The 26,877-nt window shown below is 61.3% G+C and carries 28 protein-coding genes; 12 read left to right on the top strand and 16 right to left on the bottom strand.

Going from position 1 to position 26,877, the window contains the following annotated elements; translation table 11 throughout:
• Window positions 1–17: 17 nt before the first annotated feature.
• From U862_RS0116585 to U862_RS0116565, 5 genes are all read right to left on the bottom strand, one after another.
• Window positions 18–1,160, bottom strand: a complete 1,143-nt coding sequence (locus U862_RS0116585; protein WP_025111419.1) for an HlyD family secretion protein — start codon at window positions 1,158–1,160, stop codon at window positions 18–20.
• Window positions 1,157–2,812: an MFS transporter gene (locus U862_RS0116580; RefSeq protein WP_025111418.1), complete on the bottom strand. Its 1,656-nt coding sequence runs from the start codon at window positions 2,810–2,812 to the stop codon at window positions 1,157–1,159. Before U862_RS0116580 ends, U862_RS0116585 begins: the two co-directional genes overlap by 4 nt.
• Before the next feature lie 315 nt (window positions 2,813–3,127).
• On the bottom strand, window positions 3,128–3,928 hold the full coding sequence (locus U862_RS0116575) for a sulfite exporter TauE/SafE family protein (RefSeq protein ID WP_025111417.1): 801 nt from the start codon (window positions 3,926–3,928) through the stop codon (window positions 3,128–3,130).
• Between the two features lie 9 nt (window positions 3,929–3,937).
• On the bottom strand, window positions 3,938–5,182 hold the full coding sequence (locus U862_RS0116570) for an FAD/NAD(P)-binding oxidoreductase (protein WP_025111416.1): 1,245 nt from the start codon (window positions 5,180–5,182) through the stop codon (window positions 3,938–3,940).
• Between the two features lie 168 nt (window positions 5,183–5,350).
• Window positions 5,351–5,692, bottom strand: coding sequence for a helix-turn-helix transcriptional regulator (locus U862_RS0116565; protein ID WP_003224002.1), 342 nt, complete (start codon window positions 5,690–5,692; stop codon window positions 5,351–5,353).
• A gap of 91 nt (window positions 5,693–5,783) precedes the next feature.
• On the opposite strand from U862_RS0116565, the gene U862_RS0116560 reads away from it, so the two are divergent.
• Window positions 5,784–6,647 (top strand): MBL fold metallo-hydrolase, encoded by an 864-nt coding sequence (locus tag U862_RS0116560; RefSeq protein WP_025111415.1) that lies wholly within the window; start codon window positions 5,784–5,786, stop codon window positions 6,645–6,647.
• A 13-nt stretch (window positions 6,648–6,660) separates the two neighbouring features.
• Here the strand turns inward: U862_RS0116560 and bkdR are convergent, their stop codons facing one another.
• Complete coding sequence (gene bkdR, locus U862_RS0116555) at window positions 6,661–7,149, bottom strand: Bkd operon transcriptional regulator BkdR (protein WP_025111414.1); 489 nt, start codon at window positions 7,147–7,149, stop codon at window positions 6,661–6,663.
• A 185-nt stretch (window positions 7,150–7,334) separates the two neighbouring features.
• Here bkdR and U862_RS0116550 point away from each other — a divergent pair, with 185 nt between their 5' ends.
• The 5 genes from U862_RS0116550 (at window position 7,335) to U862_RS0116530 (ending at window position 13,539) form a co-directional block, all read left to right on the top strand.
• Complete coding sequence (locus tag U862_RS0116550; RefSeq protein WP_003224001.1) at window positions 7,335–8,570, top strand: 3-methyl-2-oxobutanoate dehydrogenase (2-methylpropanoyl-transferring) subunit alpha; 1,236 nt, start codon at window positions 7,335–7,337, stop codon at window positions 8,568–8,570.
• A gap of 1 nt (window position 8,571) precedes the next feature.
• The gene (locus U862_RS0116545) at window positions 8,572–9,630 is read left to right on the top strand and encodes an alpha-ketoacid dehydrogenase subunit beta (RefSeq protein WP_003224000.1); all 1,059 of its coding nucleotides are present in this window, start codon (window positions 8,572–8,574) and stop codon (window positions 9,628–9,630) included.
• Window positions 9,631–10,905 carry a dihydrolipoamide acetyltransferase family protein gene (locus U862_RS0116540; RefSeq protein ID WP_025111413.1) on the top strand — a complete coding sequence of 425 codons (1,275 nt, stop codon included), beginning with the start codon at window positions 9,631–9,633 and terminating at the stop codon, window positions 10,903–10,905.
• A 7-nt stretch (window positions 10,906–10,912) separates the two neighbouring features.
• A complete protein-coding gene (gene lpdA, locus U862_RS0116535; protein WP_025111412.1) occupies window positions 10,913–12,286 on the top strand; it encodes a dihydrolipoyl dehydrogenase in 1,374 nt (457 codons plus the stop codon).
• A 233-nt stretch (window positions 12,287–12,519) separates the two neighbouring features.
• On the top strand, window positions 12,520–13,539 hold the full coding sequence (locus tag U862_RS0116530; protein WP_025111411.1) for a branched-chain amino acid aminotransferase: 1,020 nt from the start codon (window positions 12,520–12,522) through the stop codon (window positions 13,537–13,539).
• A 55-nt stretch (window positions 13,540–13,594) separates the two neighbouring features.
• Here U862_RS0116530 and U862_RS0116525 read toward each other — a convergent pair whose 3' ends face one another.
• Complete coding sequence (locus U862_RS0116525; RefSeq protein WP_025111410.1) at window positions 13,595–14,473, bottom strand: LysR substrate-binding domain-containing protein; 879 nt, start codon at window positions 14,471–14,473, stop codon at window positions 13,595–13,597.
• A 105-nt stretch (window positions 14,474–14,578) separates the two neighbouring features.
• On the opposite strand from U862_RS0116525, the gene U862_RS0116520 reads away from it, so the two are divergent.
• Window positions 14,579–15,187, top strand: coding sequence for a LysE family translocator (locus U862_RS0116520; RefSeq protein ID WP_025111409.1), 609 nt, complete (start codon window positions 14,579–14,581; stop codon window positions 15,185–15,187).
• A 20-nt stretch (window positions 15,188–15,207) separates the two neighbouring features.
• On the opposite strand, the gene U862_RS0116515 is transcribed toward U862_RS0116520, so the two are convergent.
• The 3 genes from U862_RS0116515 to U862_RS0116505 all read right to left on the bottom strand — a co-directional run bounded on the left by U862_RS0116515 (window position 15,208) and on the right by U862_RS0116505 (window position 18,078).
• Window positions 15,208–16,029 (bottom strand): TIGR03915 family putative DNA repair protein, encoded by an 822-nt coding sequence (locus U862_RS0116515; RefSeq protein WP_025111408.1) that lies wholly within the window; start codon window positions 16,027–16,029, stop codon window positions 15,208–15,210.
• Window positions 16,026–17,246 (bottom strand): putative DNA modification/repair radical SAM protein, encoded by a 1,221-nt coding sequence (locus U862_RS0116510; RefSeq protein ID WP_025111407.1) that lies wholly within the window; start codon window positions 17,244–17,246, stop codon window positions 16,026–16,028. Before U862_RS0116510 ends, U862_RS0116515 begins: the two co-directional genes overlap by 4 nt.
• 73 nt (window positions 17,247–17,319) lie before the next feature.
• A complete protein-coding gene (locus U862_RS0116505; protein ID WP_025111406.1) occupies window positions 17,320–18,078 on the bottom strand; it encodes a helix-turn-helix transcriptional regulator in 759 nt (252 codons plus the stop codon).
• A 78-nt stretch (window positions 18,079–18,156) separates the two neighbouring features.
• Between U862_RS0116505 and U862_RS0116500 the strand changes: the two genes are divergently transcribed.
• Both U862_RS0116500 and U862_RS0116495 read left to right on the top strand, forming a co-directional pair.
• Window positions 18,157–19,260, top strand: a complete 1,104-nt coding sequence (locus U862_RS0116500; RefSeq protein WP_025111405.1) for a cytochrome P450 — start codon at window positions 18,157–18,159, stop codon at window positions 19,258–19,260.
• Between the two features lie 331 nt (window positions 19,261–19,591).
• The gene (locus U862_RS0116495) at window positions 19,592–19,864 is read left to right on the top strand and encodes a hypothetical protein (RefSeq protein ID WP_025111404.1); all 273 of its coding nucleotides are present in this window, start codon (window positions 19,592–19,594) and stop codon (window positions 19,862–19,864) included.
• A 48-nt stretch (window positions 19,865–19,912) separates the two neighbouring features.
• Here U862_RS0116495 and U862_RS30900 read toward each other — a convergent pair whose 3' ends face one another.
• From U862_RS30900 to U862_RS0116480, 3 genes are all read right to left on the bottom strand, one after another.
• On the bottom strand, window positions 19,913–20,056 hold the full coding sequence (locus U862_RS30900) for a hypothetical protein (protein ID WP_177327347.1): 144 nt from the start codon (window positions 20,054–20,056) through the stop codon (window positions 19,913–19,915).
• A gap of 65 nt (window positions 20,057–20,121) precedes the next feature.
• The gene (locus tag U862_RS0116485; protein ID WP_177327350.1) at window positions 20,122–20,433 is read right to left on the bottom strand and encodes an AzlD domain-containing protein; all 312 of its coding nucleotides are present in this window, start codon (window positions 20,431–20,433) and stop codon (window positions 20,122–20,124) included.
• On the bottom strand, window positions 20,433–21,131 hold the full coding sequence (locus tag U862_RS0116480; protein WP_025111402.1) for an AzlC family ABC transporter permease: 699 nt from the start codon (window positions 21,129–21,131) through the stop codon (window positions 20,433–20,435). Before U862_RS0116480 ends, U862_RS0116485 begins: the two co-directional genes overlap by 1 nt.
• Window positions 21,132–21,283: 152 nt before the next feature.
• Between U862_RS0116480 and U862_RS0116475 the strand changes: the two genes are divergently transcribed.
• Entirely contained in the window at window positions 21,284–21,670 is a 387-nt protein-coding gene (locus U862_RS0116475; RefSeq protein ID WP_025111401.1) for a DUF2784 domain-containing protein, read from the top strand.
• Here U862_RS0116475 and U862_RS0116470 read toward each other — a convergent pair.
• Complete coding sequence (locus U862_RS0116470) at window positions 21,667–22,194, bottom strand: DUF3087 domain-containing protein (RefSeq protein ID WP_025111400.1); 528 nt, start codon at window positions 22,192–22,194, stop codon at window positions 21,667–21,669. The two genes, U862_RS0116475 and U862_RS0116470, sit on opposite strands and share 4 nt — an antisense overlap.
• Before the next feature lie 223 nt (window positions 22,195–22,417).
• On the opposite strand from U862_RS0116470, the gene ppnN reads away from it, so the two are divergent.
• Together ppnN and U862_RS0116455 are read left to right on the top strand one after the other, a co-directional pair.
• The gene (gene ppnN, locus U862_RS0116460; protein ID WP_025111399.1) at window positions 22,418–23,791 is read left to right on the top strand and encodes a nucleotide 5'-monophosphate nucleosidase PpnN; all 1,374 of its coding nucleotides are present in this window, start codon (window positions 22,418–22,420) and stop codon (window positions 23,789–23,791) included.
• 263 nt (window positions 23,792–24,054) lie between these two features.
• Window positions 24,055–24,789, top strand: coding sequence for an ABC transporter substrate-binding protein (locus U862_RS0116455; protein WP_025111398.1), 735 nt, complete (start codon window positions 24,055–24,057; stop codon window positions 24,787–24,789).
• Between the two features lie 50 nt (window positions 24,790–24,839).
• Here U862_RS0116455 and U862_RS0116450 read toward each other — a convergent pair whose 3' ends face one another.
• Both U862_RS0116450 and U862_RS0116445 read right to left on the bottom strand, forming a co-directional pair.
• A complete protein-coding gene (locus tag U862_RS0116450; RefSeq protein ID WP_025111397.1) occupies window positions 24,840–26,234 on the bottom strand; it encodes an FAD/NAD(P)-binding protein in 1,395 nt (464 codons plus the stop codon).
• Complete coding sequence (locus U862_RS0116445; protein WP_025111396.1) at window positions 26,235–26,798, bottom strand: helix-turn-helix domain-containing protein; 564 nt, start codon at window positions 26,796–26,798, stop codon at window positions 26,235–26,237.
• Window positions 26,799–26,877: the final 79 nt, after the last annotated feature.

The following is a 26,877-nucleotide window of genomic DNA, read 5'->3' as shown; positions in this document are numbered from 1 at the left end:
ACAGGGTTATGAGCTGATCAGTGAGGTTGGGTATCGCCCTTGGCGGTATCGATGCTGACCACCACCGACATGCCCGGGCGCAAGCGCTCCTCTTCCTGCTGATCCGGATCGATGGTGATCCGCACCGGAACCCGCTGGGCGATTTTCACGAAGTTGCCGGTGGCGTTGTCGGCCTGCAACAGGGCGAACTCCGAGCCGGTGCCGGGTGAGATGTGCTGTACATGCCCGGTGAATCTGCGGTGGTTCAAGGCATCGACAGTGAAGCGCACCGGTTGCCCGACGCGCACGTTGTCCATCTGGGTTTCCTTCATGTTGGCGATCACCCATTTCTGGTTCGGCACCAGCGCCATCAACTGCGCGCCGGAGTTGACGTAGGCGCCGAGGCGCACACCGATCTGCCCCAGCTGGCCGTCACGCGGCGCCACGATGCGAGTGTTCGACAAATCGATCCGTGCCAGTTGCACCGCCGCTTCGGCACTGGTCACTGCAGCTTCCAGCGAGCCGCGATTGACGATCACCGTTTGCAGGTCCTGACGGGCGATTTCCAGATTGGCCTTGGCCTGGGCCACGGCGGCGATGCCTTGCGCGTTAGCAGCCAGGGCGACGTCCATCTCACGCTTGGACACCGAGCCGTCACTCACCAGTTCCTTGTTGCGCCGCAAGTCCGCCTCGCTTTTGCGCAACTGGGCCTCACTGTCGGCGACCACCGCCTGGCGCAATTTGATCGTCGCTTCGGCGCTGTTGCGCTGCTGCACCACATTCGCCAGCGAAGCCTTCTGCACCGCCAGTTGCGCCAGTGCCTGATCGAGGTGCTGCTGATAAATCCGGTCGTCCAGGCGCACCAGCAATTCGCCGGCCTTGACGAACTGGAAGTCCTGCACCGGCACTTCATACACGTAGCCGCTGAGCTGTGGCCCGATGATCGTCACCTGCCCGCGCACCAGCGCGTTTTCGGTGGTCTCGACCGCGCTGCTGAACGGTGGCAGTTGCCAGGCGTACAGCACGATCAGCACGCCGACGATGGCAATCGCGGCAAAGCCCAGCGACGAGATGATCCGCACCCGCAACGAGCGCGGCTCGGTGTTCGGCGAGGACGGCGGCGCGACGCCTTCCGGGGTGGCGGCGATGGCGTTGGTAGTTGTGGTGGTCGGTTCGGTCATGAATTGGAGGCACCGCTAGAAGGTACGGAAGGCGCAGGGTCGACGGCTTTGGTGGTGCTCATCAGCCACAGCGCACGAATGGAAAGCCAGATCATGGTCAGCACCGCAATCACGGCGATCAGCATGAACACATCGTTATAGGCCAGCACGTTGGCTTCGCGGGTCGCGGCATTCGACAGGCTGCGAATCCCGGCCAGGTTGCGCAGGCTCGGGTCGGCCAGCAAGGAGCCATAGGCCGACCCGCCGCTCTGCACGCGGGCGGCCACCAGCGGATCGGACAGCGTCAGGTGCTCGACAAGGTGGCTGGAATGGAATTTCTCGCGCGCGATCTGAAACGTACCCAGCAGCGCCGCGCCGAGCAGCCCGCCGAGGTTGTTGCAGATCCCGAACAACACCGAAAAGCTCACCAGATTGCGCGGATTGGTCAGCACGTTGCGGGTGCCGAAGACCATGGTCGGACCGAGGAAAAACGTGCTGCCGAAGGCCAGCAGGAACTGGCTGAAATACAGGTTCGCCGGGCGGGTCAGGTTGTTGGAAAAGCTGTCCATCACCGAGCCGGTGGCCATCAACGCCAGCGAGATGATCAATGGCATCAGCAAGTGCTTGGGGTCGATGGTCAGTGCACTGGTCGCCAACCCGGCGATACTGCCAATGAGCATGACCACGTACAGACTGTGTAACTGCTCATAACCCATGTTCAGGTTTTGCATGAAACCGACGGCGCCGGTGGATTGCTCCGAAGTGACCATGCGAATCAGGGTCACCGCCAGCGCCAGGCGGATCATCGTGCCGCTGCCGAGCCAGCGGGTCATCAGCATCGGGTTGCTGCGGTTGTGCTCGATGGCCAGGCCCGCGAGGATCAAGGCAATCGAGGCGGCGAGCGCATAGCCGATCCAGTTCGCCTCCAGCCACCAGTCGATGCGCCCCAGCGACAGTACCGCGCAGAGCAGTGCCACGCCGCTGGCGAGGATGGCGAAGGTAAGGAAATCCAGCGGTTCGAAGGTTTTGAAGCGGTCACCGGGCGGCAACTTGAGCATCAGTACGCAACCCAGCGACAACAAAGCCATGCCCAGCTCGAACAGGTACAAGCCGCGCCATTCAGCGATCTGCAACAGGTCCTCGGAAAACAATCGCGCCAGCGGCAGCGCCAGTTGCGAGGCACCCAGTCCCAGCACCAGCGCCTTCAGTCGCCACTTGGCCGGAAACGCCTGGACCATGTAATACAGGCCCAGCGAACTCAGTGCTGCACCGACCATGCCGTGGGCCGCGCGCACTGCGATGGCCGAGCTCAGGTCATTGACGAACAGATGACCGAACGTCACCAGCGCATACAGCACCAGAAACACCTCGGTGAATGCGCGCAGGCCGAACTGCTGGCGAAACTTCACCAGCAGCAGGTTCATCGAGACGTTGGTCATCACGTACGCGGCCGGCAGCCAGGCCATCTCCGCCGTGGTCGCGCCCAGCGCGCCTTGCAGGTAAGGCAGGTTGGCGACCACCAGCGAGTTGCCCAAACCACCGGTCACCGCCACCAACAGCCCGACCAGCGCATAGGCCAGACGTTTGCGGCTGGAATGCAGCGGCGTCGAGGGGGAACCGGGCAGACTGGGCTTCTCGTGAGGCTGCCAGTTGCGCGGGGCGTATCGATCCATTGAATGGCCTTGTGCTGGAGATGACTGAAGTTTGCCGCAAAATCACCGGTTTCACACTCATCCAGAGTGGGAGCGGGCTTGCTCGCGAAGGCGGTGTATCCGTCGACATATTTATGGACTGGCACTGCGCCTTCGCGAGCAAGCCCGCTCCCACCGGGATTTGCACATAGTTTAATTCGTAAGAATTGTTTCAAGGAACGCTTCATTCGGAACGCACAGGCGCATCCGAAAGTCAGCTTCATGCGCAAGGATCAGATCGTGCTGACCGAGAAAAATCCGCTGATCGACTGAAGAACGAAAGACCGTCCGATCTTTTCAGGCGCGGAGCAACATATAGGCGGCGACCACCAGACACACACTGGCAAACCCGACCTGCAGCGCCCGCGCCGGCACCCGCGCGCAGAGTTTGCGGCCGATGATCATGCCGACGATACTCGCCACAATGAACGCCATACCTTGCCCGTCGATGCGCACCCCGGCATGGAACGCGCCAATCACGCCGATGGCGGAAATCAGGCTGATGACCATCAGCGAGGTGGCAACGATGCCGCGCATCTGCACATCAGTCAGTTGCTTGAACGCCGGCACGATCAGGAAGCCGCCGCCAACGCCGAGCAAACCCGAAACCACACCGGTCACCGCGCCCAATGCCGCAAGGGTCGCGGTGCATTTGGCGGTCCAGTCGAAACGACCGGTCTGTTCATTGAGCATGCAGTTCTTCTGCCCCCAGCTCGCGTGACCGTGATCGCTCGGCCCCTCCTGCTGACGCTCACGGCGCAACATGCGCCAGGCCACCATGACCATCAGCAGACTGAAAAGGATCATCAGGATCTTCTCCGACAACTGGTGCGCGAAGTAGATGCCCAGCGGCGAAAACACCGCACCAAGCGCGGCAATCAGCAGCGCCGCGCGATAGCGCACCAGTCCATGCCGCAAACCGTCGATCGCCCCGACCGCCGCCGCACTGCCCACCGCAAACAACGCCACAGGCGCCGCTTGCGTCATGCTCCAGCCCAGACCGAGCACCAGCGCGGGCACCGCGAGAATTCCGCCGCCCGCGCCGGTCAGCCCGAGAATCAACCCCATCACCACGCCAAACAGACTCGCCAGCAACATAGCGTTTTCTCAGTCAACCTTGGACAAGGACGTCAGCCACTCGCGGCCCTTGAGCATGCCGTTCCAGTAGAACCACGGCAGCAGCGTTGCCTTGAGGAACCACGCCGAGCGTCGCGGCACGGTCGCATCAAGGGCGAAGGTCGGCAGCAGTTTGCCGCCGTAGCCGAACTCGGCGAGGATCACCTTGCCCTTCTCCACCGTCAGCGGGCAGGAACCGTAGCCGTCGTACTTCAGTGGCAGCGGTTGCTGCTTGCGCAGAGCCAGCAGGTTTTCTGCGACTACGACGACCTGCTTGCGCACGGCAGCAGCGGTTTTCGCATTGCTCGTGCCGCAGATGTCACCGAGGCCGAATACCTCGGGATAGCGCGTGTGTTGAAGAGTGTGCGGATTGACCTCGCACCAGCCAGCGGCGTCGGCCAGCGGGCTCTGGGCGATGAATTGCGGCGCGACTTGCGGCGGCACCACGTGCAACAGATCGAAGGTTTTCGCTTCACGGGTGACGTTGCCGTCGGCGTCCTTGACCTCGAACCAGGCGGTTTTCGCCGGGCCGTCAACCTCGACCAGATTGCTGTTGAAGGCCAGTTGCGCGTTGTACTTTTCGATGTACTTCATCAGCGGCGGAACGAAGGTGGCGACGCCGAACAACGCCGCGCCAGCCAGGTTGAATTCAACCTCGACCTGGTTCAACACACCGGCTTTTCGCCAGTGGTCGCAGGACAGGTACAAGGCCTTCTGCGGTGCGCCGGCGCATTTGATCGGCATCGCCGGCTGGGTGAACAGCGCCTTGCCGCCGCGCAGTTTCTGCACCTGATCCCAGGTGTATTGCGAATGCTGATAGCTGTAATTGGAGGTCACACCGTGCTGGCCGAGGCTTTCCTGCAAACCCTCGATCTTCTCCCAGGCCAGACGCAGGCCGGGGCAAACAATCAGGTTCTGGTAAGTGACGGTGCGTTGATCGCCGAGGGTCAACTGGCGCTGGTCGGGATCGATGCCGGTTACCGCCGCCTGAATCCAGGTGGCCTGACGCGGCATCACCTTGCTCATCGGTCGAGCGGTGTCCTTGACGTCGTAGGCGCCACCGCCGACCAGGGTCCACGCCGGTTGATAGTAGTGCTGGGTGCTCGGCTCGATGACCGTGACTTTCAGATGGGGATCACGCTTGAGCAGACTGGCGACGAAGCCGATGCCGGCGGTACCGCCGCCGATGACCACGATATCTGCACTGATGGATGAGCCCCAGTGTTGATCGTTCATTGATTGTTCCTTATTGCTGCACGCAAGGTTGTCTCAGCCTTCACATAAAACCAATGTGGGAGCGGGCTTGCTCGCGAAGGCCTCGTATCATTCAGCAGTAATGTCGACTGATACGACGCCTTCGCGAGCAAGCCCGCTCCCACAGAGGATAAAAGTGTTGGCCAGCATTTATGGGTGACCCCAGCTCTTGAGCACCGCCCCGCAATACAACCCGGAGAGGGTTTTCATCACCTGGATGACTTCAGGGCTGGCCAGGCCGTAAAAAATGTATTTGCCTTCGCGACGGGTCGCCACCAGCCCTTCATCGCGCAGGATGCCCAGTTGCTGGGACAGGGTTGGCTGACGCACGCCGGTCATTTTTTCCAGTTCGCCAACGTTGCGCTCGCCCTGGGTCAACTGGCACAGGATCAACAGGCGATCCTCGTTGGCCAGTGCCTTGAGCAGCGCGCAGGCCTTGGAGGCGGAAGCCCGTAATTGGGCGACTTCACATTCGGTCAGACTGGATTGCATTTGCACGATGCCTTGAACGTCACTTAAGCTGTGAACATTATGTTTTTACATAAAGTGTTGCAACCCATTTCCCTTGTTCAGGTTCGTGTCCATGCCCGCGCAGATTGAAGCTTTCCTCGACCCCGCCTCCTCGACCTACAGCTACGTGGTCTATGAAGCTAGCGGCGGGCAGTGTGCAATCGTCGATCCGGTACTCGATTACGACGGCGCTGCCGGTCGCACCTGCACCGCGCAGGCCGACAGGATCATCACCTTCGTGCGTGAACACCGCTTGCAGGTGCAATGGTTGCTGGAAACCCACGCCCACGCCGATCACCTGTCCGCCGCGCCGTACTTGCGCCGCGAACTCGGCGGCCAGATCGCGATTGGCGAGTCGATCAGCACAGTGCAGAACGTGTTCAAGGCACTGTTCAATCTGGAACCGGAATTCTGCGTCGACGGCTCGCAGTTCGATCACCTGTTCGCGCCCAACGAGTCGTTCATGATCGGCAACCTCAAGGCCACCGCCCTGCACGTCCCCGGCCACACCCCGGCGGACATGGCTTACCTGATCGACGGCGAACAGATTCTGGTCGGCGACACGCTGTTCATGCCCGACGTCGGCACCGCCCGCTGCGACTTCCCCGGCGGCAACGCGCATCAACTGTTCAATTCAATTCACAAACTGCTGGCCTTCCCCGCCAGCGTCAAACTCTACGTCTGCCACGACTACCCGCCCGAAGGCCGCGCTGCGCAGTGCCAGACCACCGTCGGCGAACAACGCCAAAGCAATATTCATGTGCACGACGGGATCGATGAAGCGGCGTTCGTCCAGATGCGCACCAAACGCGATGCCGGGCTGGGCATGCCGACACTGTTGCTGCCGGCGATTCAGGTGAATGTGCGGGCGGGGAATTTTCCGCAGGCCGAGGACAACGGCGTCGTGTATCTGAAAGTGCCGATCAACAAGCTCTGACAAAAAAAGATCTTCAGGCGCCCAGCGTCAACCCATTCGCCGGCAACGGCAACGCGGTTTTGTAGCGCACCTGTTTCAAGGCAAAGCTCGACCGGATGTTCGCCACCCCCGGCACCTTGGTCAGAAAATCCATCATGAAGCGCTCCAGCGACTGAATGGTCGGCACCAGCACCCGGATCAGATAGTCCGGGTCACCGGCCATCAGGTAGCACTCCATCACCTCGGGGCGGTCGGAAATCGCCTCTTCGAAATGCTGTAACGCCTCCTCGACCTGCTTCTCCAGGCTGACGTGAATGAACACGTTGACATGCAAGCCCAGCAGGTCGGCGTCCAGCAGCGTCACCTGCTCGCGAATCAGCCCTAACTCCTCCATTGCCTTGACCCGGTTGAAACACGGCGTCGGCGACAGATTCACCGAGCGTGCGAGGTCGGCGTTGGTGATGCGCGCGTTCTCCTGAAGGCTGTTGAGAATGCCGATGTCGGTACGGTCCAGTTTGCGCATGAGACAAAACCACCTGTTTTTTATGTTTATGCAGAATTTCTATCTGCAAATCGTCTCCAGCGCAACGAAACAGAGAGAAATATTCTTCTGGCCCGGGCCTATGATTGTTGTAGGACAAGATTTCCTCTACCGAGGAATGACTGCCAGCTCACTACAAGAAATTCACAAGATCGAGCGTAGAAGCCATGACCCAAGCGTATGAACCGCTGCGTCTGCACGTCCCTGAACCTTCGGGCCGTCCAGGCTGCAAAACCGACTTCTCCTACCTGCATCTGACCGATGCCGGTACGGTGCGCAAACCTTCCATCGACGTCGAACCCGCCGACACCGCCGACCTGGCCCGTGGCCTGATCCGCGTGCTCGACGATCAGGGCAACGCCCTCGGCCCATGGGCTGAAAACGTGCCGGTCGAAATCCTTCGCAAGGGCATGCGCGCCATGCTCAAGACGCGGATCTACGACAACCGCATGGTGGTTGCCCAGCGTCAGAAAAAAATGTCGTTCTACATGCAGAGCCTTGGCGAAGAAGCCATCGGCAGCGCCCAGGCCCTGGCCTTGAACATCGACGACATGTGCTTTCCGACTTACCGCCAGCAAAGCATCCTGATGGCCCGCGAAGTGCCGTTGGTCGACCTGATCTGCCAACTGCTGTCCAACGAGCGCGATCCGCTCAAGGGCCGGCAACTGCCGATCATGTACTCGGTCAAGGACGCCGGTTTCTTTACTATTTCCGGCAACCTCGCGACCCAGTTCATTCAGGCTGTCGGCTGGGGCATGGCTTCGGCGATCAAGGGCGACACCAAAATCGCCTCGGCGTGGATCGGTGACGGCGCCACCGCCGAATCGGACTTCCACACCGCCCTCACCTTCGCTCACGTTTACCGCGCGCCGGTGATCCTCAACGTGGTCAATAACCAATGGGCGATCTCGACCTTCCAGGCCATCGCCGGTGGTGAAGCCACCACCTTCGCCGGACGCGGCGTCGGTTGCGGCATCGCCTCGCTGCGCGTGGACGGCAACGACTTCTACGCGGTGTACGCCGCTTCCGCCTGGGCTGCCGAACGCGCCCGCCGCAACCTCGGCCCGACCATGATCGAATGGGTCACCTACCGCGCCGGCCCGCACTCGACCTCCGACGATCCGTCGAAATACCGCCCTGCCGATGACTGGAGCCATTTCCCGCTCGGCGACCCGATTGCCCGCCTGAAGCAGCACCTGATCAAGGTCGGCCACTGGTCGGAAGAAGAGCACGCCGCTGTCAGCGCCGAGCTTGAAGCCGAAGTGATTGCCGCGCAGAAACAGGCCGAACAGTACGGCACCCTCGCCGGCGGCCAGATTCCAAGCGCCGCGACCATGTTCGAAGACGTCTACAAAGAGATGCCGGAGCACTTGAAGCGCCAGCGTCAGCAGTTGGGGATCTGACATGAACGATCACAACAACAATATTCAGTTGGAAACCGCGATGACCACAACCACCATGACCATGATCCAGGCCCTGCGCTCGGCCATGGATGTGATGCTTGAGCGTGACGACAATGTGGTGGTGTTCGGTCAGGACGTCGGCTACTTCGGCGGCGTGTTCCGTTGCACCGAAGGCCTGCAGACCAAGTACGGCACCTCGCGGGTGTTCGACGCTCCGATCTCCGAAAGTGGCATCGTCGGCGTTGCCGTGGGCATGGGCGCCTACGGCCTGCGTCCGGTCGCCGAGATCCAGTTCGCAGACTACGTCTACCCGGCTTCCGACCAGATCATTTCCGAAGCGGCGCGCCTGCGTTATCGCTCGGCCGGCGAGTTCACTGCGCCGATGACCCTGCGCATGCCGTGCGGCGGCGGCATCTATGGCGGTCAGACGCACAGCCAGAGCATCGAGGCGATGTTCACTCAGGTGTGCGGCCTGCGCACCGTGATGCCCTCCAACCCGTACGACGCCAAGGGCCTGCTGATCGCCTCCATCGAAAACGATGACCCGGTGATCTTCCTCGAACCGAAACGCCTGTACAACGGCCCGTTCGACGGCCACCACGACCGCCCGGTAACCCCGTGGTCGAAACACCCGCAAGCCCAGGTGCCGGACGGTTACTACACCGTGCCGCTGGACGTCGCAGCGATCACGCGTCCGGGCAAGGACGTGACCGTACTGACCTACGGCACCACCGTCTACGTCTCGCAAGTCGCGGCCGAAGAATCCGGTGTTGATGCCGAAGTCATCGACCTGCGAAGCCTGTGGCCGCTGGACCTGGAAACCATCGTCAAGTCGGTGAAGAAAACCGGCCGCTGCGTGGTGGTGCACGAAGCCACTCGTACCTGCGGTTTCGGCGCCGAGTTGGTGTCGCTGGTGCAAGAGCATTGCTTCCATCACCTGGAAGCGCCGATCGAACGTGTCACCGGTTGGGACACCCCCTACCCGCACGCGCAAGAGTGGGCGTATTTCCCTGGGCCGTCCCGAGTGGGCGCGGCGTTGAAACGGGTCATGGAGGTCTGAATGGGCACGCACGTTATCAAGATGCCGGACATCGGCGAAGGCATCGCAGAAGTAGAACTGTCGCAGTGGCACGTCAAGGTTGGCGATCTGGTGGTTGAAGACCAGGTGCTGGCGGACGTGATGACCGACAAGGCGATGGTCGATATTCCGTCGCCGGTGCACGGCAAGGTGATTGCGCTCGGCGGTCAGCCGGGTGAAGTGATGGCGGTCGGCAGTCTGCTGATCAGCATCGAGGTGGAAGGTGCCGGCAACTTGAAAGAGTCCGCCGCGCCAGCTCCGGTTAAAGAGGCGCCGGTTGCGCCGAAAGCTCAAGCGCTGGTCGAGAGCAAACCTGCCGCTGCTGCTGCACCGCGTCAGGCTCCGGTTTGCCAAGGCCCGATGGTTGCCCGCGAGGCCGATGAGCGTCCTCTGGCTTCGCCGGCCGTGCGCAAACACGCGCTGGATCTGGGCATTCAGTTGCGTCTGGTACGCGGCACCGGCCCGGCCGGTCGCGTACTGCACGAAGACCTCGATACCTATCTGGCGCAAGGTCAGTCGAACGCTTCGGCGCCGGTTGCCGCCGCTTATACCCAGCGTAACGACGAAGAACAGATTCAAGTGATCGGCATGCGCCGCAAGATCGCCCAGCGCATGCAGGACGCCACCCAGCGTGCCGCCCACTTCAGCTACGTCGAGGAAATCGATGTCACCGCGATTGAAGAACTTCGCGCCCATCTGAACGAAAAACACGGCGCCAGTCGTGGCAAGTTGACCTTGCTGCCGTTCCTCGTCCGTGCGTTGGTCGTGGCCCTGCGCGACTTCCCGCAGATGAACGCCCGTTACGACGACGAAGCTCAGGTCATCACCCGCCTCGGTGCGGTGCATGTGGGCGTCGCCACGCAAAGCGATGTTGGCCTGATGGTGCCGGTGGTGCGTCACGCCGAGGCGCGCAGCCTGTGGGACAGCGCCGCGGAAATCTCGCGTCTGGCAACAGCCGCCCGCAATGGCAAGGCCAGCCGCGACGAGCTGTCCGGTTCGACGATTACCCTGACCAGCCTGGGTGCGCTGGGCGGTATCGTCAGCACCCCGGTGCTGAACCTGCCGGAAGTGGCGATTGTCGGCGTGAACAAAATCGTCGAACGGCCAATGGTCGTCAAAGGCCAGGTGGTGATCCGCAAGATGATGAACCTCTCCAGCTCGTTCGATCACCGCGTGGTCGATGGCATGGACGCGGCGCTCTTCATCCAGGCCATCCGTGGCTTGCTCGAACAACCCGCCACTTTGTTTGTGGAGTAAGGCACGCATGCAATCTCTGAACACTACGCTGCTGATCATTGGCGGCGGCCCCGGCGGTTACGTCACGGCAATTCGCGCCGGGCAACTGGGCATTTCCACCATTCTGGTCGAAGGCCAATCGCTGGGCGGTACTTGCCTGAACATCGGCTGCATTCCGTCGAAAGCGCTGATTCACGTGGCGGAACAGTTTCACCAGACCCGGCACCACAGTCAGCATTCGACGCTGGGCATCAGCGTTGCGGCGCCGACCCTGGACATCAGCAAAAGCGTCGAGTGGAAGGATGGCATTGTTGATCGCCTGACCACCGGCGTCGCGGCGCTGCTGAAAAAGAACAAGGTTCAGGTCATCAATGGCTGGGCCAAGGTCATCGACGGCAAAACCGTGGAAGTCGGCGACACGCGGATCCAGTGTGAACACCTGGTGCTGGCCACCGGTTCGACCAGTGTCAACTTGCCGATCCTGCCGATCGGCGGGCCGATCATCTCCTCCACCGAAGCGCTGGCCCCCAAATCCGTGCCAAAACGTCTGGTGGTGGTCGGCGGTGGTTACATCGGCCTGGAACTGGGCATTGCTTACCGCAAGCTCGGCGCCGAGGTCAGCGTGGTCGAAGCGCAGGATCGCATCCTGCCGGCGTACGACGCCGAACTGACGCAACCGGTGCACGAAGCGCTGAAGCAACTGGGCGTGAAGCTTTATCTCAAGCACAGCGTGCTGGGTTTCGACGGCACCTTGCAGGTGCGTGACCCGAACGGCGACACCCTCAATCTGGAAACCGATCAGGTGCTGGTGGCGGTCGGTCGCAAGCCGAACACGCAGGGCTGGAACCTCGAAGCACTGAACCTGGACATGAACGGTTCGGCGATCAAGATCGACAGCCGCTGTCAGACCAGCATGCGCAACGTCTACGCCATCGGCGACCTGAGCGGCGAACCGATGCTCGCGCACCGCGCCATGGCTCAGGGCGAAATGGTCGCCGAGCTGATCAGCGGCAAATCCCGCGAATTCAACCCGACCGCCATCGCCGCCGTGTGCTTCACCGACCCGGAACTGGTGGTGGTCGGCCAGACCCCGGACGAGGCCAAGGCTGTGGGACTCGACTGCATCGTCTCGAGCTTCCCGTTCGCGGCCAACGGCCGAGCGATGACCCTGGAGTCGAAAAGCGGCTTCGTGCGGGTGGTCGCGCGTCGTGACAATCATGTGATTGTCGGTTGGCAAGCGGTCGGGGTGGGTGTTTCGGAATTGTCGACCGCGTTCGCGCAAAGCCTGGAAATGGGTGCGCGGCTGGAAGACATCGGCGGCACCATCCACGCGCATCCGACTCTGGGTGAAGCGGTGCAGGAAGCGGCGTTGCGTGCCTTGGGGCATGCGTTGCACCTGTAATAGAGGGTGGCTGTGATGGCCCCTTCGCGAGCAAGCCCACTCCCACATTTGGAATGCATTGCCCTGTGAGAGCGGGCTTGCTCGCGAATTCTTGAGTTCAACACGAACTATCTGTCTGTCATCCGATAGTCCGGGCTGCGAAACCGCTCAAGAATGAAGTATTGTTGTGCCCATCCAAAAAAACGTCAGAAGCCTTGAACCGTTTCGACGGTTGTTCAGTGATAGAGGGTGTCATGGGTAACGAAAGCATCAATTGGGACAAGCTGGGTTTTGATTACATCAAGACCGACAAACGCTATCTGTCGTACTTTCGCAATGGCGAGTGGGACAAAGGCACCCTGACCGAAGACAACGTGCTGCACATCAGCGAAGGCTCGACTGCCCTTCACTATGGCCAGCAGTGCTTCGAAGGCCTGAAGGCCTATCGTTGCAAGGACGGTTCGATCAACCTGTTCCGTCCGGACCAGAACGCCGCGCGCATGCAACGCAGCTGCGCCCGCCTGCTGATGCCGCACGTGTCCACCGAGCAGTTCATCGAAGCGTGCAAGGAAGTGGTTCGCGCCAACGAACGCTTCATCCCGCCTTACGGCACTGGCGGCGCGCTGTACCTGCGTCCGTTCGTGATCGGCGTGGGTGACAACATCGGCGTGCGTACCGCCCCGGAGTTCATCTTCTCGGTGTTCGCGATCCCGGTCGGCGCCTACTTCAAGGGCGGCCTGACCCCGCACAACTTCCAGATCTCCAGCTTCGACCGCGCCGCCCCACAAGGCACCGGTGCGGCCAAGGTCGGTGGCAACTACGCCGCCAGCCTGATGCCGGGTTCCCAGGCCAAGAAGGCACACTTCGCTGACGCCATCTACCTGGATCCGCTGACCCACAAGAAAATCGAGGAAGTCGGTTCGGCCAACTTCTTCGGGATCACCCACGACAACAAGTTCATCACGCCGAACTCGCCGTCGGTCCTGCCAGGCATCACCCGTCTGTCGCTGATCGAACTGGCCAAGACCCGTCTGGGCCTGGAAGTGGTAGAAGGCGACGTGCTGATCGACAAACTGTCGGACTTCAAGGAAGCCGGTGCCTGCGGTACCGCTGCGGTGATCACCCCGATCGGCGGCATCAGCTACAACGACCAACTGCACGTGTTCCACAGCGAAACCGAAGTCGGCCCGGTCACCCAGCAGCTCTACAAAGAGCTGACTGGCGTGCAGACCGGTGACATCGAAGCGCCAGCAGGCTGGATCGTCAAGGTTTGACCTGACAGCGGCTGATGCACAAAAGCCCCCATCGAGTGCTCGATGGGGGGCTTTTTCATGGACGCTGTTTGTGTAACCACTCAATGAACAACTGGGTGTGGGCCGACGCTTGCGGCGCAATGCCGTAATAGTAGCGTGGCAGTGGCATGCGCAAGTCCGGCAACGGGCAGACCAGCCGACCGCTCGACAAATGCGTGCCCAGCAATGTGGTCGGACACAGCGCGAGCCCCTCGCCGTTCACCGCCGCCTCCAGTACCCGGTGCATGTAGTCGAATTGCCGGATCACCTGCGTAGTGCTCTGGCTTTGCCCGAAGTGCATGGCCCAGTGGTGCCAGTCTTCGCGCCGCGCCCTGACGGTCAGCAAGGTATGAGCGCCGAGGCCTGCAAGGTTTGCCAGCGGCAGTCGTTCAATCAATGCCGGCGCCGCGACCAGCACCAGCTCATCCTCGAACAACGCGCGCGCCTCGAGTGACGGCGCCCAGTCGTCACGGCCACGCCGGATGACAATATCGAAATCGTCGCGGGCCGGATCCGGCGATTGGGTCTGCGTGACAACTTGGGTGTCGATGTGCGGATGTTGCGCCGTGAAGTCCGCCAATCGAGGTGTCAGCCATAACAGCGCGAAGGACGGCCGGACATTGATCTTGACCGTCGGCCGCGCCGCCTGCTGCTTCAACTCGGCCGCGGCGTCGGCAATCTGCGCCAGACCAGCACTGACTTGCAGATAAAAACGCTGACCTGCTGGCGTCAGCAGCGACTGCCGAATACGTCGTTCGAACAGCAAGACGCCCAAGTGTTCTTCAAGCAGTTTGACGTGACGGCTGACCGCACTGTGGCTGACGTGCAGTTCTTCGGCCGCCAGACTGAAGCTCTGATGTCGGGCAGCTACAGCAAAAGCGCGAACCGCATTGAGCGGGGGAAGTTGATTTTTCATGCGTCTAATTTAGTCACATGTGTGCTGCATTTAAAGCGTTTGTCAGCGCTTTGTCGCGACGCCAATCTGCCTGCACGCAGACACGCGACTCGATGGAGCAACACCATGCACAGCTACGGCCTCTTTGTCCTGTTCGCCGCCCTGACCATTCTAAGTCCCGGTCCGGGGGTGATCCTGACCCTGTCCAACGCCGTGCGCCTGGGCTGGACCGGCGCAGTGCCAGGGATTCTGGGGATCGCCTCGGGAGCCTTCGTGGTGGCCGCCCTCAGCGCCACCAGCGTCGGCCTGATTCTCAGCGCCTCGGCGGAGGCTTTCACCGTGCTGAAATACGCCGGGGCTGCTTACTTGTTGTACCTGGGCTTGAAGAGTTGGCGTTCGGATCGTTTCCGTACTCTGCAACAGGTTCGCCCCTCTCGTCCGGCCTACCGTTTTCTCGAAGCCGCCTCGTTGCAGTTTCTCAACCCCAAAGCCATCTTCTTCTTTCTGGCCGTGTTCCCGCAGTTCATCGACACGGAACAGGCTTTTTACCCGCAGTTTTTCAAACTGGTGGCCTCTTACGCGGTACTGGTGATTCTGGTGCACGGCAGCTATGCCCTGCTCGCCAATGCCGCCAAAGGCTGGCTGTCGAGCCCGAAAGGATCGTGGCTGGCAGCGAAAGTTTCGGGCGTGACCTTTGCCGGTTTCGGTCTGTTGATGGCTTCGGCAACCCGCTGAACGGACGGATTGCGCTCAGACTATTTCAACGCGATCCGCTTGCCTGCACGCCCGGCAATCCCGCTCGCCTGACCATTCTGCTGCTTGCCCATCCGCGCCTGGGTGATCAACCCGGGAATCAATTCGCCTTCCGGCAGGTTCTTCCAGAACCGCGCCGGCAAGTGCCCCTGCATGACCTTCTCGTTCAACCGCGCCGGATTGAAGATGTGGCTGTAATAGGTCAGCCACAGATCGCCATGGGGATCGTCGACGTTCTGCGCCAGTTGCTGCCATTCAATCGGGCATTGGCGCTGATGAATCAATTGTTCGCCGTCGTAATAGACGCCATCGCGCGGGGTGGCGATCAACCAGCGGTGCCGGCCCATGCGTCCGACGAAATGCTCGCTGGCACGCTGCAGGATGTCGTGGGCCGGTTCATGCCACGCCACGTATTGCGGGCCCGGCTGATCCTGCGGGCGTTCGATGAACCGAACGAACGCATGCAGATGATGCGCTTCGCGGTGTACCTGCTTGATCCGCCGCTGTAACTCGCTGCCGAGCTTGTCGCCGGCCATCATCGCCGTGCGGTCGCCATGGCTGACTCGCCAGAGCACTTCGTACAGAAGGCTCCAGCGCTGGTCGCCACGATATTGCGCAGCTTGCTCCAGGGTGTCGAGCAGCGCCCGGGGAATGCGCGCCTGAAACGGCCCCTGCCCTTCGGGCACCTGCACGTCACTGGCAAACAGGTCACTTACCCCTTCCGACGCCCAGCCCACCAGACTCGGGTCGATCTCATGACTGAGCAACCAGCGTGCCTGCTGGCGCCAGGTGTCAAACAGGTCATCGCAATCGAGATTGATCATCCCCACAACCCCATCTGCTGCGGCTGCGGCCGGTCACGCAATTGCTGATAAAGCATGTGGCTGGTGACCTCAGCCTGTTGCGGGTGGTAGTCGCTGGTGATGATGAACGGCTTGGCCTTGGCCAGCACACAGCGCATGCGTGCCACGTCTTCGTAACGGATGCGCCGTTGTTGGCGCAGTTGCACCAGACGTTCGGTGGTGCGCAGGCCGATACCCGGGATACGCGCAATCAGCGCTGGTTCGGCGCGGTTCAGGTCCAGCGGAAACACTTCGCGATTCTGCAGCGCCCAGGCGAGCTTCGGGTCGATGTCCAAGGCCAGATTGCCCGGCCCCTTGAGCAACTCACCGGCGCTGTAGCCATAACTGCGCAAAAGAAAATCCGCCTGATACAAGCGGTGCTCGCGCATCAGCGGCGGCGCGGCCAGTGGCACGCTTTTCGGACTGTCGGGGATCGGGCTGAACGCGGAATAGTAGACGCGGCGCAAACGGTAATTGCCATACAGCGACTGGGCGCTGTGCAAAATGGTGCTGTCGTCGGTGTCATCGGCACCGACGATCATCTGCGTGCTCTGCCCGGCGGGGGCGAACTTCGCCGAGCGCGGTTCGTTGAGTACCGTTTGCACACCGGTGTAGATCGTGTTCATCGCCTGCTTGATCGAACCGATCTGCTTCTCCGGCGCCAGGGTTTGCAGGCTAGCGTCGGTGGGCAATTCGATGTTGACGCTGAGGCGATCGGCGTAACGCCCGGCCTCTTCGATCAGTGCCGGGTCTGCCTCGGGAATGGTCTTGAGATGGATATAGCCGCGAAACTCGTGCTCTTCACGCAACAGCTTCGCCACCCGCACCAGTTGCTCCATGGTGTAGTCGGCCGAGCGAATGATCCCCGAACTGAGAAACAGCCCGCTGACGCAGTTGCGCCGATAGAAATCCAGGGTCAGCGTGACCACTTCCTCAGGCGTGAAACGGGCGCGCGGCACATCGCTGGAGCGGCGATTGACGCAGTATTGGCAGTCGTAGAGGCAGAAATTGGTCAGCAGCACCTTCAGCAACGAAACGCAGCGCCCGTCCGGCGTGTAGCTGTGGCAGATGCCCATGCCATCGGTCGAGCCCAGCCCGCTCTTGCCTTCGGAGCTACGCTTGGGCGCGCCGCTGCTGGCGCAGGAGGCGTCGTACTTGGCGGCGTCGGCGAGAATGCTGAGCTTGTCGATGATTTGCATGGCGAAGACTCGATACTGGTTATGCGTACAGTATCGAGTCTATCGCATTGGCACAAGGTGCAAACACGCGATCCTACAAAGGCACACGGCTACCTGTAGGAACAACCGCAGGCTGTGATCTTTTGACCTGGCCCTCTACCGGCAACTCAACCCCGAACCGCGCCCCGATCTCCCTGCGCCCCAGCGCCGTCAACGCCAGCGCCCGACTGTCCAGATCCTGCGTGAGCCACTTGCGCTTCAGCGCCGTCTGTAACAACGCGGCGCCCAGCGAACCACCCAGATGCGGTCGACGCATGCTCCAGTCAAGGCACGGGCAGGCGAACTTGCGGCGCAAAGTACTCAAGTCCTGCACCTCGATCCCCAAGCCCTCGAACAATGCCTCGCCGCTGTCGCTCAGGCGATAGGCCTGTTCGTCGGTTGCCACCAGCCACCCCGCCTCCAGCATGCGGTCGTGCAGCAACACCGCGAGCGTGCCGGCCATGTGGTCATAGCAGGTGCGGGCGAATTGCAGACGGTCCGGCGTGTGCGGCTTGAAGGTGGGCGCGGCGTTCTGGCCGATCACCATCAACGCTTCCAGCGCCTGTGCCACACGTGGGTCGGCAAGGCTGTAATAACGATGGCGGCCCTGTACGTGCAGGCGCACCAGGGCCAGATCCTTGAGTTTGCTCAGGTGCGCACTGGCGGTCGAGGCACTGACTTCGGCGATGGCCGCCAGTTCGGTGCTGGTGCGGGCGTGGCCGTCCATCAGTGAGCAGAGGATTTTGGTGCGCGCCGGCTCGGCGATGGCGGCGGCCACTTGCGAGACGCCGATGTCTTGATGTTCTGCGTGCATATTTCGCTCCCCGACGAATCGTCGTCGTTGCGAACTGAAGATACTCGCATCACTTTCCTGACGACAAGGCTGTGAACCATGGACCCGATCATCGCTGCGACGCATGCCGATCCTTATCCCTACTACGCCGAATTGCGCGCTCAGGGCGGACTGACCTTTCATCACGAACTCAAACTATGGGTCGCCAGCAGCGCCCGCGCGGTGTGTGCGGTGTTGGCGCATGCCGATTGCCGGGTGCGACCGATGCAGGAGCCGGTGCCCAAGGCGATTGCCTCAGGCATGGCTGGCAAGTTGTTCGGTCAGTTGATGCGGATGAACGATGGCGAGCGCCAGCGCTGCCCACGCTCTGCGGTCGAACCTGCGCTGCAGTTGATCGATGACTATCAGGTGCGCACGCTGGTCGCGGCACGATTGATCACAGCCGATGCCGACGGCTTATATAAGGCGATGTTTCGTGGCCCGGTGTCCGTGGTTTCAACGCTGCTGGGCTTGAGCCCGACGCAGGGTCGAGCGATCAGTGAACTCACGGCGGATTTCGTCGCCTGCCTTTCGCCACTGAGCAGTGATCTGCAACTGGCGGCGGCCCATACCGCTGCTGAGCAGTTACGCGGTTATTTCATCGAACTGCTGGCAGAACCGCACAGCGACTTGCTCAAGGCCATCGGCCAGCGCTTTGAGGGCGATGAAGATACGCTGATCGCCAACCTGATCGGCCTCTGTTCGCAGACGTTTGAAGCGACGGCCGGGCTGATCGGCAATGCCTTGATCGCACTGCGGCGTCAGCCTGGCTTGCGCGAAGCCTCGCTGGATGCGCTGCTGGCCGAGGTTCAGCGCTTTGATCCGCCGGTGCAGAACACCCGGCGATTTGTCGCGCAGTCGTGTGAGATTGATGGCGTGCGGGTCGAGGCCGGCGAGGTGATTCTGGTGCTGCTGGCTTCAGCCAACCGCGATCCCCTGTTGAATGAGCAGCCTGACCAATTCCTGCTCGATCGCCCGAGTCGGCGCAGCTTCAGTTTCGGCAGCGGCCGGCATCAGTGTCCGGGGCAAGCGCTGGCGCTGAGCATTGCCGCTGCGACGGTCAGAGAAATCCTTGATCAGGGTGTGAATCTGCAGCAACTGGCCTGGCATTACCGCCCATCGCTCAATGGGCGGATTGCGCTGTTCAGCGCGGTGCAGCTTTAAGCGCTGTGCAGCTCGATGGGGTTGTTGGCGAAGCCGGGCAAACGCGTAGGCCGAGAGGCCTAAAGATCCGCTCCTCTGAAGCGTTAACAGAGGACGCGCTGCAAAGTGATTCCCGGGCGTTACACCGGGTGTTTCAATGGCGATACAGACATCGACAAAACAGTCGTTTGAGCGAACTAACCGCCTGTCTGACATTTCAACCGTCATACATACATTTAGATGCACTACGGATAGCATGCGCGCCGCATTTCCAATTGGCATATCAGTTGACCAAAGAGTCAACAAAACCAGGAATCCCCTACAACTTTAACAAGCCTTGCAGAGAACTAAGTTGCGCGACGATTTTGCAATCAAACAGGCCAACGGCCTGGAGTGTATCTATCTGTCGATGACAGAACGCTTTCAACTCGACTGTTTTATCGGCCACTACATCAAGACCCGAAACCTGCGTTCAGTGCCAGACATCGAACGCATCCTGCGCACCACCCTCGAAAGCTACCCCGGCCACCCGCCGGTGATGGTCAACGAACTCAACGCGTGGATCGACAGGACCTTGGGCTATCGGGCGTCACACCCGGACTTCCCGTCGCTGGAAGACCTCTGATACAACGAAAAAGCCCCGCAATTGCGGGGCTTTTTTTGCAAAATGGTTTCAGAACTTCACGTCGGGCCCCGTGAGTTCCTTGTCATCATCGTGCTTCCAGGTCTGCTCCTTGCGCTTCTCGCGCTCGATCTCTTCTTCCGTCGGCTCATCGACGTCTTCGTCTTCATCCGCTCGCTCTTGCTCGGTTGTCATGTGCACCTCGCCTGAATAAAAAGAACCTGAATCCTTAAAGCGTAGAACAATTTTACCAGTGCAACTTACAACCACCAGCGCAACAAAAAGAAAAACGCCATGCTCAATAACATGCTGAGCAAAGTATTGCGCGTGTACAGCACCAGCCCGATCGCCACCAGCGAACTAAGCAGATACGGGTTATCCCACTGCAAATTCAGCTGTTTATCAGGCATGAACACGATCGGCCCGCAGATCGCCGTCAACATCCCCGGCACGGCAAAACCGAGAAACTGCCGTGCATTGCTGCTCAAACGCACCGGCAGGCGCGGTTCGAGAAACACGTAACGGTTGAGAAACACCAGGATCCCCATGCCGAAAATCACTGCCCAGATGATCATGTGCGCTCCCTGTACAACTTGTTGCAGACAAACCCTGCGGTCATCCCGGCCAGCCCCGACAGCACCAGCGCCGAGCCCCACTGCCAATAACTGAACAGCACCGAGCAGAACAACGACACTGCCACGCAAACCACGGTCGGCACATTGCGCACCACCGGCGTGATCAGCGCGATAAACGTCGCAGCAATCGAGAAGTCCAGGCCCAGATGCTCCAGCCCCGGAATGCTGCTGCCCAACACGATGCCGGCGAGGGTGAAGAGGTTCCAGGCAACGTAGAACGTCAGGCCAACGCCCAACGCATACCAGCGATTGAACTGTTGGCGGTCATGCTGGCTGGTCAGGGCGAAGAGTTCATCGGTGAGCAAAAAACCCAGACCGATGCGCCAGCGTCCGGGCAACGGCGAAATCACCGAGCGCATGCTCATGCCATACAACAAGTGCTGCGAGGTCAGCAGCAACGTGGTCAGCAGAATCGAGAAAATCCCGGCACCGCCCTTGAGCATGCCGATCGCTACCAGTTGCGCGGCGCCCGCGAACACGATGCTCGACAAGCCCTGTCCCTGCAATGGTGTGAGATTGGCTTCGATCGCCATGGAGCCGGCCAGCAACCCCCACGGCGCTGTCGCCAGGGATAACGGCATGATTGCCGCCGCACCGCGAAGAAACGCACTGCGCGGCATAAGTGAGTCAGACATAACGCTCTTCAACCGAGGAAACGGTCGCAGACTCTGCCAGCAAATGCCCCTTCACGGCTTGAACAATCTTGCGCACTTGCACTAAATCGCAGCGCCCGAGCGCCACTGTCGGCGTACCATGGAGGCCTTCACAATCGCGTCAGGGAGACGACATGCTGTACCGAATCGCAGCCGACGGGCTGGTGCTGTTTCATCTGTCATTCATTCTGTTCGTGCTGTTCGGCGGACTGCTGGTGCTCAAGTGGCCACGCTTGATGTGGCTGCATCTGCCGGCAGCTGCGTGGGGTGTGGCAGTCGAGGTGTTGCACCTGACCTGTCCGCTGACCTATTGGGAAAACCTGATGCGCCACGCCGCCGGGCAAACCGAATACGCCGGCGGCTTCATCGAGCACTACGTCTGGCCGATCATCTACCCCGCCGGGCTGACGCCGCAGATCCAGCTGGTACTGGGCAGCGTGGTGCTGATGATCAATCTGCTGGTCTATGGGCGTTTGATCCGCTCGTGGAAGCTGCGCCGCGCCAGCCGCATTCCGTTCTAACGCGCAGCCGGTTTCAGGGCCGCCAGCCAGGCCGGATCCAGGCGCTTCTGGTCAAGATCCAGACCCAGCGCCTGCATCCGCTCCCGGTGAGCTTCGACTTCCCGGTGCAATTGCGCGTGATCGCTGGAGTTGCCATCCAGTTCGTGCATCTGGGTCAGCCCCAGATGGTAGAAACGCAGCACCTTCATCGCGGTCGGGTCGTTCTGTTCAACAGCCGCCGTCACCTGATGCATGACGTTGGTCACGCTCATCAGGCTGCGCTTGAGCCGCCAGCTGTAGACCGCCGGCGCCATCCACGCCTGCTGCCAGAACTGCCCGCGCATCAGCGCCGCCGTCAGCAGAAACGCGACGAACACCCCGCCGACATTGAAGCGCAGATTATCCCCGCCGGGCTCGCCGAACAGCGCCACTGCCGCCGTGGAAAACCCCATCGCCAGCACCAGGAACAGCACGGCAATGATCAGCGTGCTGCGACGGGTCTGCTGGCGAAACGTTGCTGCGTCCATCGGCTGAATCTCGAACATCGGTGATGACTTCCTTGAGCGATAAAAAGGGCAACGGAAAAAACTCGCTGCGCATTATCGCCTCTCTCTGCGATTTAGCTATGCTGGGGGCCCTTTTCATCTTTTCAGCGTCCAACGGGGACATGGCGGTACAGCGCAGATCGTGCCATCTTCATTCATGGATACACACTATTCGGATGCCATCCGCCTGGTTTTGGGATGACATCGTTTTAAGGATCATTGCATGACCCAACGACACGTAATCAACGCCTCGGTCAGCCCGAAAGGCAGCCTGGAAACCCTTTCTCAACGTGAAGTCCAGCAACTGAGCGAAGCCGGATCCGGCAGCACCTACACCCTCTTCCGCCAGTGCGCCCTGGCCATCCTCAATACCGGCGCCCATGTCGATAACGCCAAGACCATTCTGGAAGCCTACAAGGACTTCGAAATCCGCATTCACCAGCAGGATCGCGGTGTGCGCCTCGAACTGCTGAACGCTCCGGCCGACGCCTTCGTCGACGGTGAAATGATCGCCAGCACCCGCGAGATGCTGTTCAGCGCCCTGCGCGACATCGTCTACACCGAAAACGAACTCGACAGCCAGCGCATCGACCTGAGCACCTCGCAAGGCATCAGCGACTACGTCTTCCACCTGCTGCGCAACGCCCGCACCCTGCGTCCGGGCGTCGAGCCGAAAATCGTCGTGTGCTGGGGCGGTCACTCGATCAACACCGAAGAGTACAAATACACCAAGAAAGTCGGCCACGAACTGGGCCTGCGCAGCCTCGACATCTGCACCGGTTGCGGTCCCGGCGTAATGAAAGGCCCGATGAAGGGCGCGACCATCGCCCACGCCAAGCAGCGTATTCACGGTGGACGCTACCTCGGCCTGACCGAGCCGGGCATCATTGCCGCCGAAGCGCCGAACCCGATCGTCAATGAACTGGTGATCCTGCCGGACATCGAGAAACGTCTGGAAGCGTTCGTCCGTGTCGGCCACGGCATCATCATCTTCCCGGGCGGCGCCGGCACCGCCGAAGAGTTTCTGTACCTGCTGGGCATCCTGATGCACCCGGACAACGAAGGACTGCCGTTCCCGGTGATCCTGACCGGGCCGAAACATGCCGCGCCGTATCTGGAGCAACTCGATGCATTCGTTACCGCGACCCTCGGCGATGCGGCGAAGCAGCACTATCAGATCATCATCGACAACCCGGCCGAAGTCGCCCGGCAGATGACCGCCGGCCTCAAAGCGGTGAAGCAGTTCCGCCGCGAGCGCAACGATGCGTTCCACTTCAACTGGCTGCTGAAAATTGACGAAAGCTTCCAGCGTCCGTTCGATCCGACCCACGAAAACATGGCCAACCTCAAGTTGCACCGCGACCAGCCAGCCCACGAACTGGCGGCCAACCTGCGCCGCGCGTTCTCCGGGATCGTGGCCGGCAACGTCAAGGACAAGGGCATCCGCCTGATCGAAGAGCACGGGCCGTACCAGATCCGCGGTGACGCGGCGATCATGCAACCGCTCGATGCGCTGCTCAAAGCCTTCGTTGCCCAGCACCGGATGAAACTGCCGGGCGGCGCAGCATACGTGCCGTGCTACCGCGTGGTGGCGTAACCAGCCACCACATGCCCCCTGTGGGAGCGGGCTTGCTCCGGGCGGCGATCCGACGAAGGCGGTGTGCCAGTCAGCCGATCTGTTGCCTGACACACCACCTTCGTCGAGTCGCCGCCCGGAGCAAGCCCCCTCCCACAATTGTTTTGGGTGAACCCGGCGCTGCCAATCAGCCTTTGTTTCTGACACAAAAGCCCCGTACATTCCTCACGACAGCCACCCTCGGCCCGTACTAAGCTTCGCGATCTATTTTTCAGGGACGATTCATGAAACGGATTGCCGCGTGTCTGCTGTCACTTCTCGCCCTGGCGGCCAATGCGGCGGATCTGCAACTGCTCACTGACAACCACCCGCCCCTGCATTTTCAGCAAGGCGATCAACTGGTGGGTTACGGCGTGGATGTGGTGCGCGCGCTGGCCGAACAGGCCGGCGACCGGATCAGCCTGCAACAAGTGCCATTACTGCGTGCGCTGCGCACTGCCAGCGAAACCCCGAACACCGGCGTGTTTACCGTCCTGCGTACCGACGAGCGTGATGAACGCTACCAATGGGTCGGGCCGCTGATTGAAGTCGAAACCGCCCTCTACGGCCACGCCTACAACCAGCCACCGGTACGCTCACTGCAGGAAGCGGATCAGGCAGGACGCATCAGCGTGCCGCGCAAATGGCTGATCTATAGCTACCTGCAACAACAAAACCTGAAGAACCTCGACGGCGTCGAAACCCCTGAGCAGATGATGCGGCTGTTCAGCCTGGGCCGGACGGATTTCGTGGTGTCCGACACCCTGTCCACCGCTGCGCTGGCCCGCACCCAGGGCATGGAACCGCAGCGATTGCAGTATCAGATCCCGCTGACACATCAGGACACCTACATTGCCTTCTCGCTGCAGACCGATCCGCAGCAGGTTGCACGCTGGCAAAAGGCACTCGAAACCTTGCGCGCCGATGGTCGCCTTGAACAGATCCGCAAGCGCTGGCTGATGAATTCACTGCCGCGCTGACTGACCTGCCCCGCTCACTTCTGCAAGGATCTTTGCAAGGCGGCCTGCCTTCAACCCACCAGCCGCGCCGCCAACGCCTTCGCCTGCAAGGCCACATCCGTCACCGCGGTGCTCTCCCACCACATCCCGCGCAGCGGTGGCCCCATCGCGAACAGTCGGCTGCCGGCCTGCCCTTCAGCGTCCAGCACGGCACCGTCCACCGCCGCCGCAATTCCCAGCGCCAACGGCCCCGGCCGCACCAGTCCACGCGCGAGCAACTGCTGGGGCAACGCTCGCGCCACGCGGCGCCAGTCGTACTCGATGCCGCTGGAATTGATCAGCGCTGCGCCATGCACCACACCGGTAGCGGCTTCACCACGGCGACGAATTCGAATGCTCACGCCAGCGCCCGAGTGAGGCTCGAGCCCCTTGAACGACGCCGCCTGAATCCGCAAACGACCCTCGCTGCGCAAGCGTTCAACCAACGCCGCACTCAAGGGCGCAGAGCGGTGATGATGACTCTCCCACCACGGCCGCACATGCCGGACGAACTGTCGACGCTGCACGTCAGTGGCCTGGCTCCACAACCGTGCGATATGTGCTCGAACCGTGTCCAGCGGCGCCTGCCAGTCAATGCCCTGGGCGATGGCGTCACGACACTGCCTGCGTAATTCACGCAGCAATTGGCGCGGCGTGCGGATGCTGTGATCTTCAGCGAGAAAATCCGGCCACGCCGGTGGTTGCCGCCGTACATGGGGCAACAGTCCGTGACGGGAGAACACTTCAATCGGCCCGCGATGCCCGGCCTGTTCCAGTGAAACCACCGCATCGACCATGGTCAGACCGGAACCGATGATCAGCACGGTTGACTGCGGATCAAGCTGACGCATGGCCGCGACATCCCACGGATCAAGCGCAGCGGCATTGAGGCCACTGGACTCTTTCTGCGGCGTGCGGGCGGCGGGAAACATGCCCGTGGCGAGCACGGCGTAGGTGCTGCGTAACCGTCGCCCATCGTTCAAGCTCACTTGCACCGAATCGGCATCGCTTTGCAGATCGACGACTTCGGCGCAGATGTGCTCAACCGTCGAACCCTGCTGCGCGCCGGCCACCCGCGCCTCGGCCAGACGCTGCTGCACATATACGCCAAACAGCCCGCGCGGTGGGAACAGCTCGCTGATCGGTACAGCCTGCTCGGCCGACTCAGGCCAGCCACCGCCGGCAATGTGCGTGGTCAGCCATTGGGTCAGGTCATCGGGGTTGTCCGGATCGACACTCATCCGCGCCGCATTGCCATTGAGCGTATGGCCCAGTTCGACGGCGCTGTAGGCTTCGCCACGGCCGAGTTCGGCGCGTGGCTCGATGACGCTAATCCTGCGCTGGCCGGGCAGCCGCAACAATTGCACCGCCAGCATCGTGCCGCTGAGGCCACCGCCGATAATCAGAATGTCTGCGCTCTCACTCATTCAAATCACCACATTACGCACAAACCGTGTCGCCACATCGCCGTCGTTGCGATAACTGTGCGGCTGGTTGCTGGCAAACATGAAAAATTCACCGGTCGCGATCTGCTGCCGCTGCTCACCGAGCATCAGCGTCAGGCAGCCTTCGAACACGTAGATCTGCTCGCTCCAGCCATCGGCGTCCGGTTGTGACGGGTAGACCTCCCCCGGTTGCAGACACCATTCCCACTGCTCGACCTCACGGGTGGCGGTGGCCTTGGACAGCAGCACCGCTTTGCTCCCGGGCATGGCGCCGGCCCAAGCCACTTCGTTGATGCGGCTCGGGTCGCGGGCGTCCGGGGCCTGGATCAGGTCGCTGAAGGCTACGTCGAGGGCTTCGGCGACACGGTCAAGGGTGGTCAGGCTGACGTTCTTTTCCCCGGCCTCGATCGCCACCAGCATGCGCCGACTGACGCCGGACTTTTCGGCCAGCGCGGTCTGGCTCATGTCGGCGGCGTGGCGCAGGCGCCGAACGTTCAGGCTGACGTGTTGCAGGACGGACGCCCGCTGGCTGGAATCTTTGTGCACTATATTGCTCACTTGGTGGAGTTGGGCAGTATACTGCGCAACGTTGGGCGCATTGTGCGTCCTGCCTTTTATAGTGCGC

This window comes from Pseudomonas sp. H1h (assembly GCF_000633255.1).
In the GTDB taxonomy this organism is placed as follows: Bacteria; Pseudomonadota; Gammaproteobacteria; order Pseudomonadales; family Pseudomonadaceae; genus Aquipseudomonas.
Note: the sequence above shows the minus strand (reverse complement) of the source record. Positions and strands in the feature narration are given on the sequence as shown.

What these genes read in the sequence shown, in the direction of transcription:
- U862_RS0116585 (WP_025111419.1), bottom strand. Translation starts at nt 1,160, where the DNA reads ATGACCGAACCGACCACCACAACTACCAACGCCATCGCCGCCACCCCG.
- U862_RS0116580 (WP_025111418.1), bottom strand. Translation starts at nt 2,812, where the DNA reads ATGGATCGATACGCCCCGCGCAACTGGCAGCCTCACGAGAAGCCCAGT.
- U862_RS0116575 (WP_025111417.1), bottom strand. Translation starts at nt 3,928, where the DNA reads ATGTTGCTGGCGAGTCTGTTTGGCGTGGTGATGGGGTTGATTCTCGGG.
- U862_RS0116570 (WP_025111416.1), bottom strand. Translation starts at nt 5,182, where the DNA reads ATGAACGATCAACACTGGGGCTCATCCATCAGTGCAGATATCGTGGTC.
- U862_RS0116565 (WP_003224002.1), bottom strand. Translation starts at nt 5,692, where the DNA reads ATGCAATCCAGTCTGACCGAATGTGAAGTCGCCCAATTACGGGCTTCC.
- U862_RS0116560 (WP_025111415.1), top strand. Translation starts at nt 5,784, where the DNA reads ATGCCCGCGCAGATTGAAGCTTTCCTCGACCCCGCCTCCTCGACCTAC.
- bkdR (WP_025111414.1), bottom strand. Translation starts at nt 7,149, where the DNA reads ATGCGCAAACTGGACCGTACCGACATCGGCATTCTCAACAGCCTTCAG.
- U862_RS0116550 (WP_003224001.1), top strand. Translation starts at nt 7,335, where the DNA reads ATGACCCAAGCGTATGAACCGCTGCGTCTGCACGTCCCTGAACCTTCG.
- U862_RS0116545 (WP_003224000.1), top strand. Translation starts at nt 8,572, where the DNA reads ATGAACGATCACAACAACAATATTCAGTTGGAAACCGCGATGACCACA.
- U862_RS0116540 (WP_025111413.1), top strand. Translation starts at nt 9,631, where the DNA reads ATGGGCACGCACGTTATCAAGATGCCGGACATCGGCGAAGGCATCGCA.
- lpdA (WP_025111412.1), top strand. Translation starts at nt 10,913, where the DNA reads ATGCAATCTCTGAACACTACGCTGCTGATCATTGGCGGCGGCCCCGGC.
- U862_RS0116530 (WP_025111411.1), top strand. Translation starts at nt 12,520, where the DNA reads ATGGGTAACGAAAGCATCAATTGGGACAAGCTGGGTTTTGATTACATC.
- U862_RS0116525 (WP_025111410.1), bottom strand. Translation starts at nt 14,473, where the DNA reads ATGAAAAATCAACTTCCCCCGCTCAATGCGGTTCGCGCTTTTGCTGTA.
- U862_RS0116520 (WP_025111409.1), top strand. Translation starts at nt 14,579, where the DNA reads ATGCACAGCTACGGCCTCTTTGTCCTGTTCGCCGCCCTGACCATTCTA.
- U862_RS0116515 (WP_025111408.1), bottom strand. Translation starts at nt 16,029, where the DNA reads ATGATCAATCTCGATTGCGATGACCTGTTTGACACCTGGCGCCAGCAG.
- U862_RS0116510 (WP_025111407.1), bottom strand. Translation starts at nt 17,246, where the DNA reads ATGCAAATCATCGACAAGCTCAGCATTCTCGCCGACGCCGCCAAGTAC.
- U862_RS0116505 (WP_025111406.1), bottom strand. Translation starts at nt 18,078, where the DNA reads ATGCACGCAGAACATCAAGACATCGGCGTCTCGCAAGTGGCCGCCGCC.
- U862_RS0116500 (WP_025111405.1), top strand. Translation starts at nt 18,157, where the DNA reads ATGGACCCGATCATCGCTGCGACGCATGCCGATCCTTATCCCTACTAC.
- U862_RS30900 (WP_177327347.1), bottom strand. Translation starts at nt 20,056, where the DNA reads ATGACAACCGAGCAAGAGCGAGCGGATGAAGACGAAGACGTCGATGAG.
- U862_RS0116480 (WP_025111402.1), bottom strand. Translation starts at nt 21,131, where the DNA reads ATGTCTGACTCACTTATGCCGCGCAGTGCGTTTCTTCGCGGTGCGGCG.
- U862_RS0116475 (WP_025111401.1), top strand. Translation starts at nt 21,284, where the DNA reads ATGCTGTACCGAATCGCAGCCGACGGGCTGGTGCTGTTTCATCTGTCA.
- U862_RS0116470 (WP_025111400.1), bottom strand. Translation starts at nt 22,194, where the DNA reads ATGTTCGAGATTCAGCCGATGGACGCAGCAACGTTTCGCCAGCAGACC.
- ppnN (WP_025111399.1), top strand. Translation starts at nt 22,418, where the DNA reads ATGACCCAACGACACGTAATCAACGCCTCGGTCAGCCCGAAAGGCAGC.
- U862_RS0116455 (WP_025111398.1), top strand. Translation starts at nt 24,055, where the DNA reads ATGAAACGGATTGCCGCGTGTCTGCTGTCACTTCTCGCCCTGGCGGCC.
- U862_RS0116450 (WP_025111397.1), bottom strand. Translation starts at nt 26,234, where the DNA reads ATGAGTGAGAGCGCAGACATTCTGATTATCGGCGGTGGCCTCAGCGGC.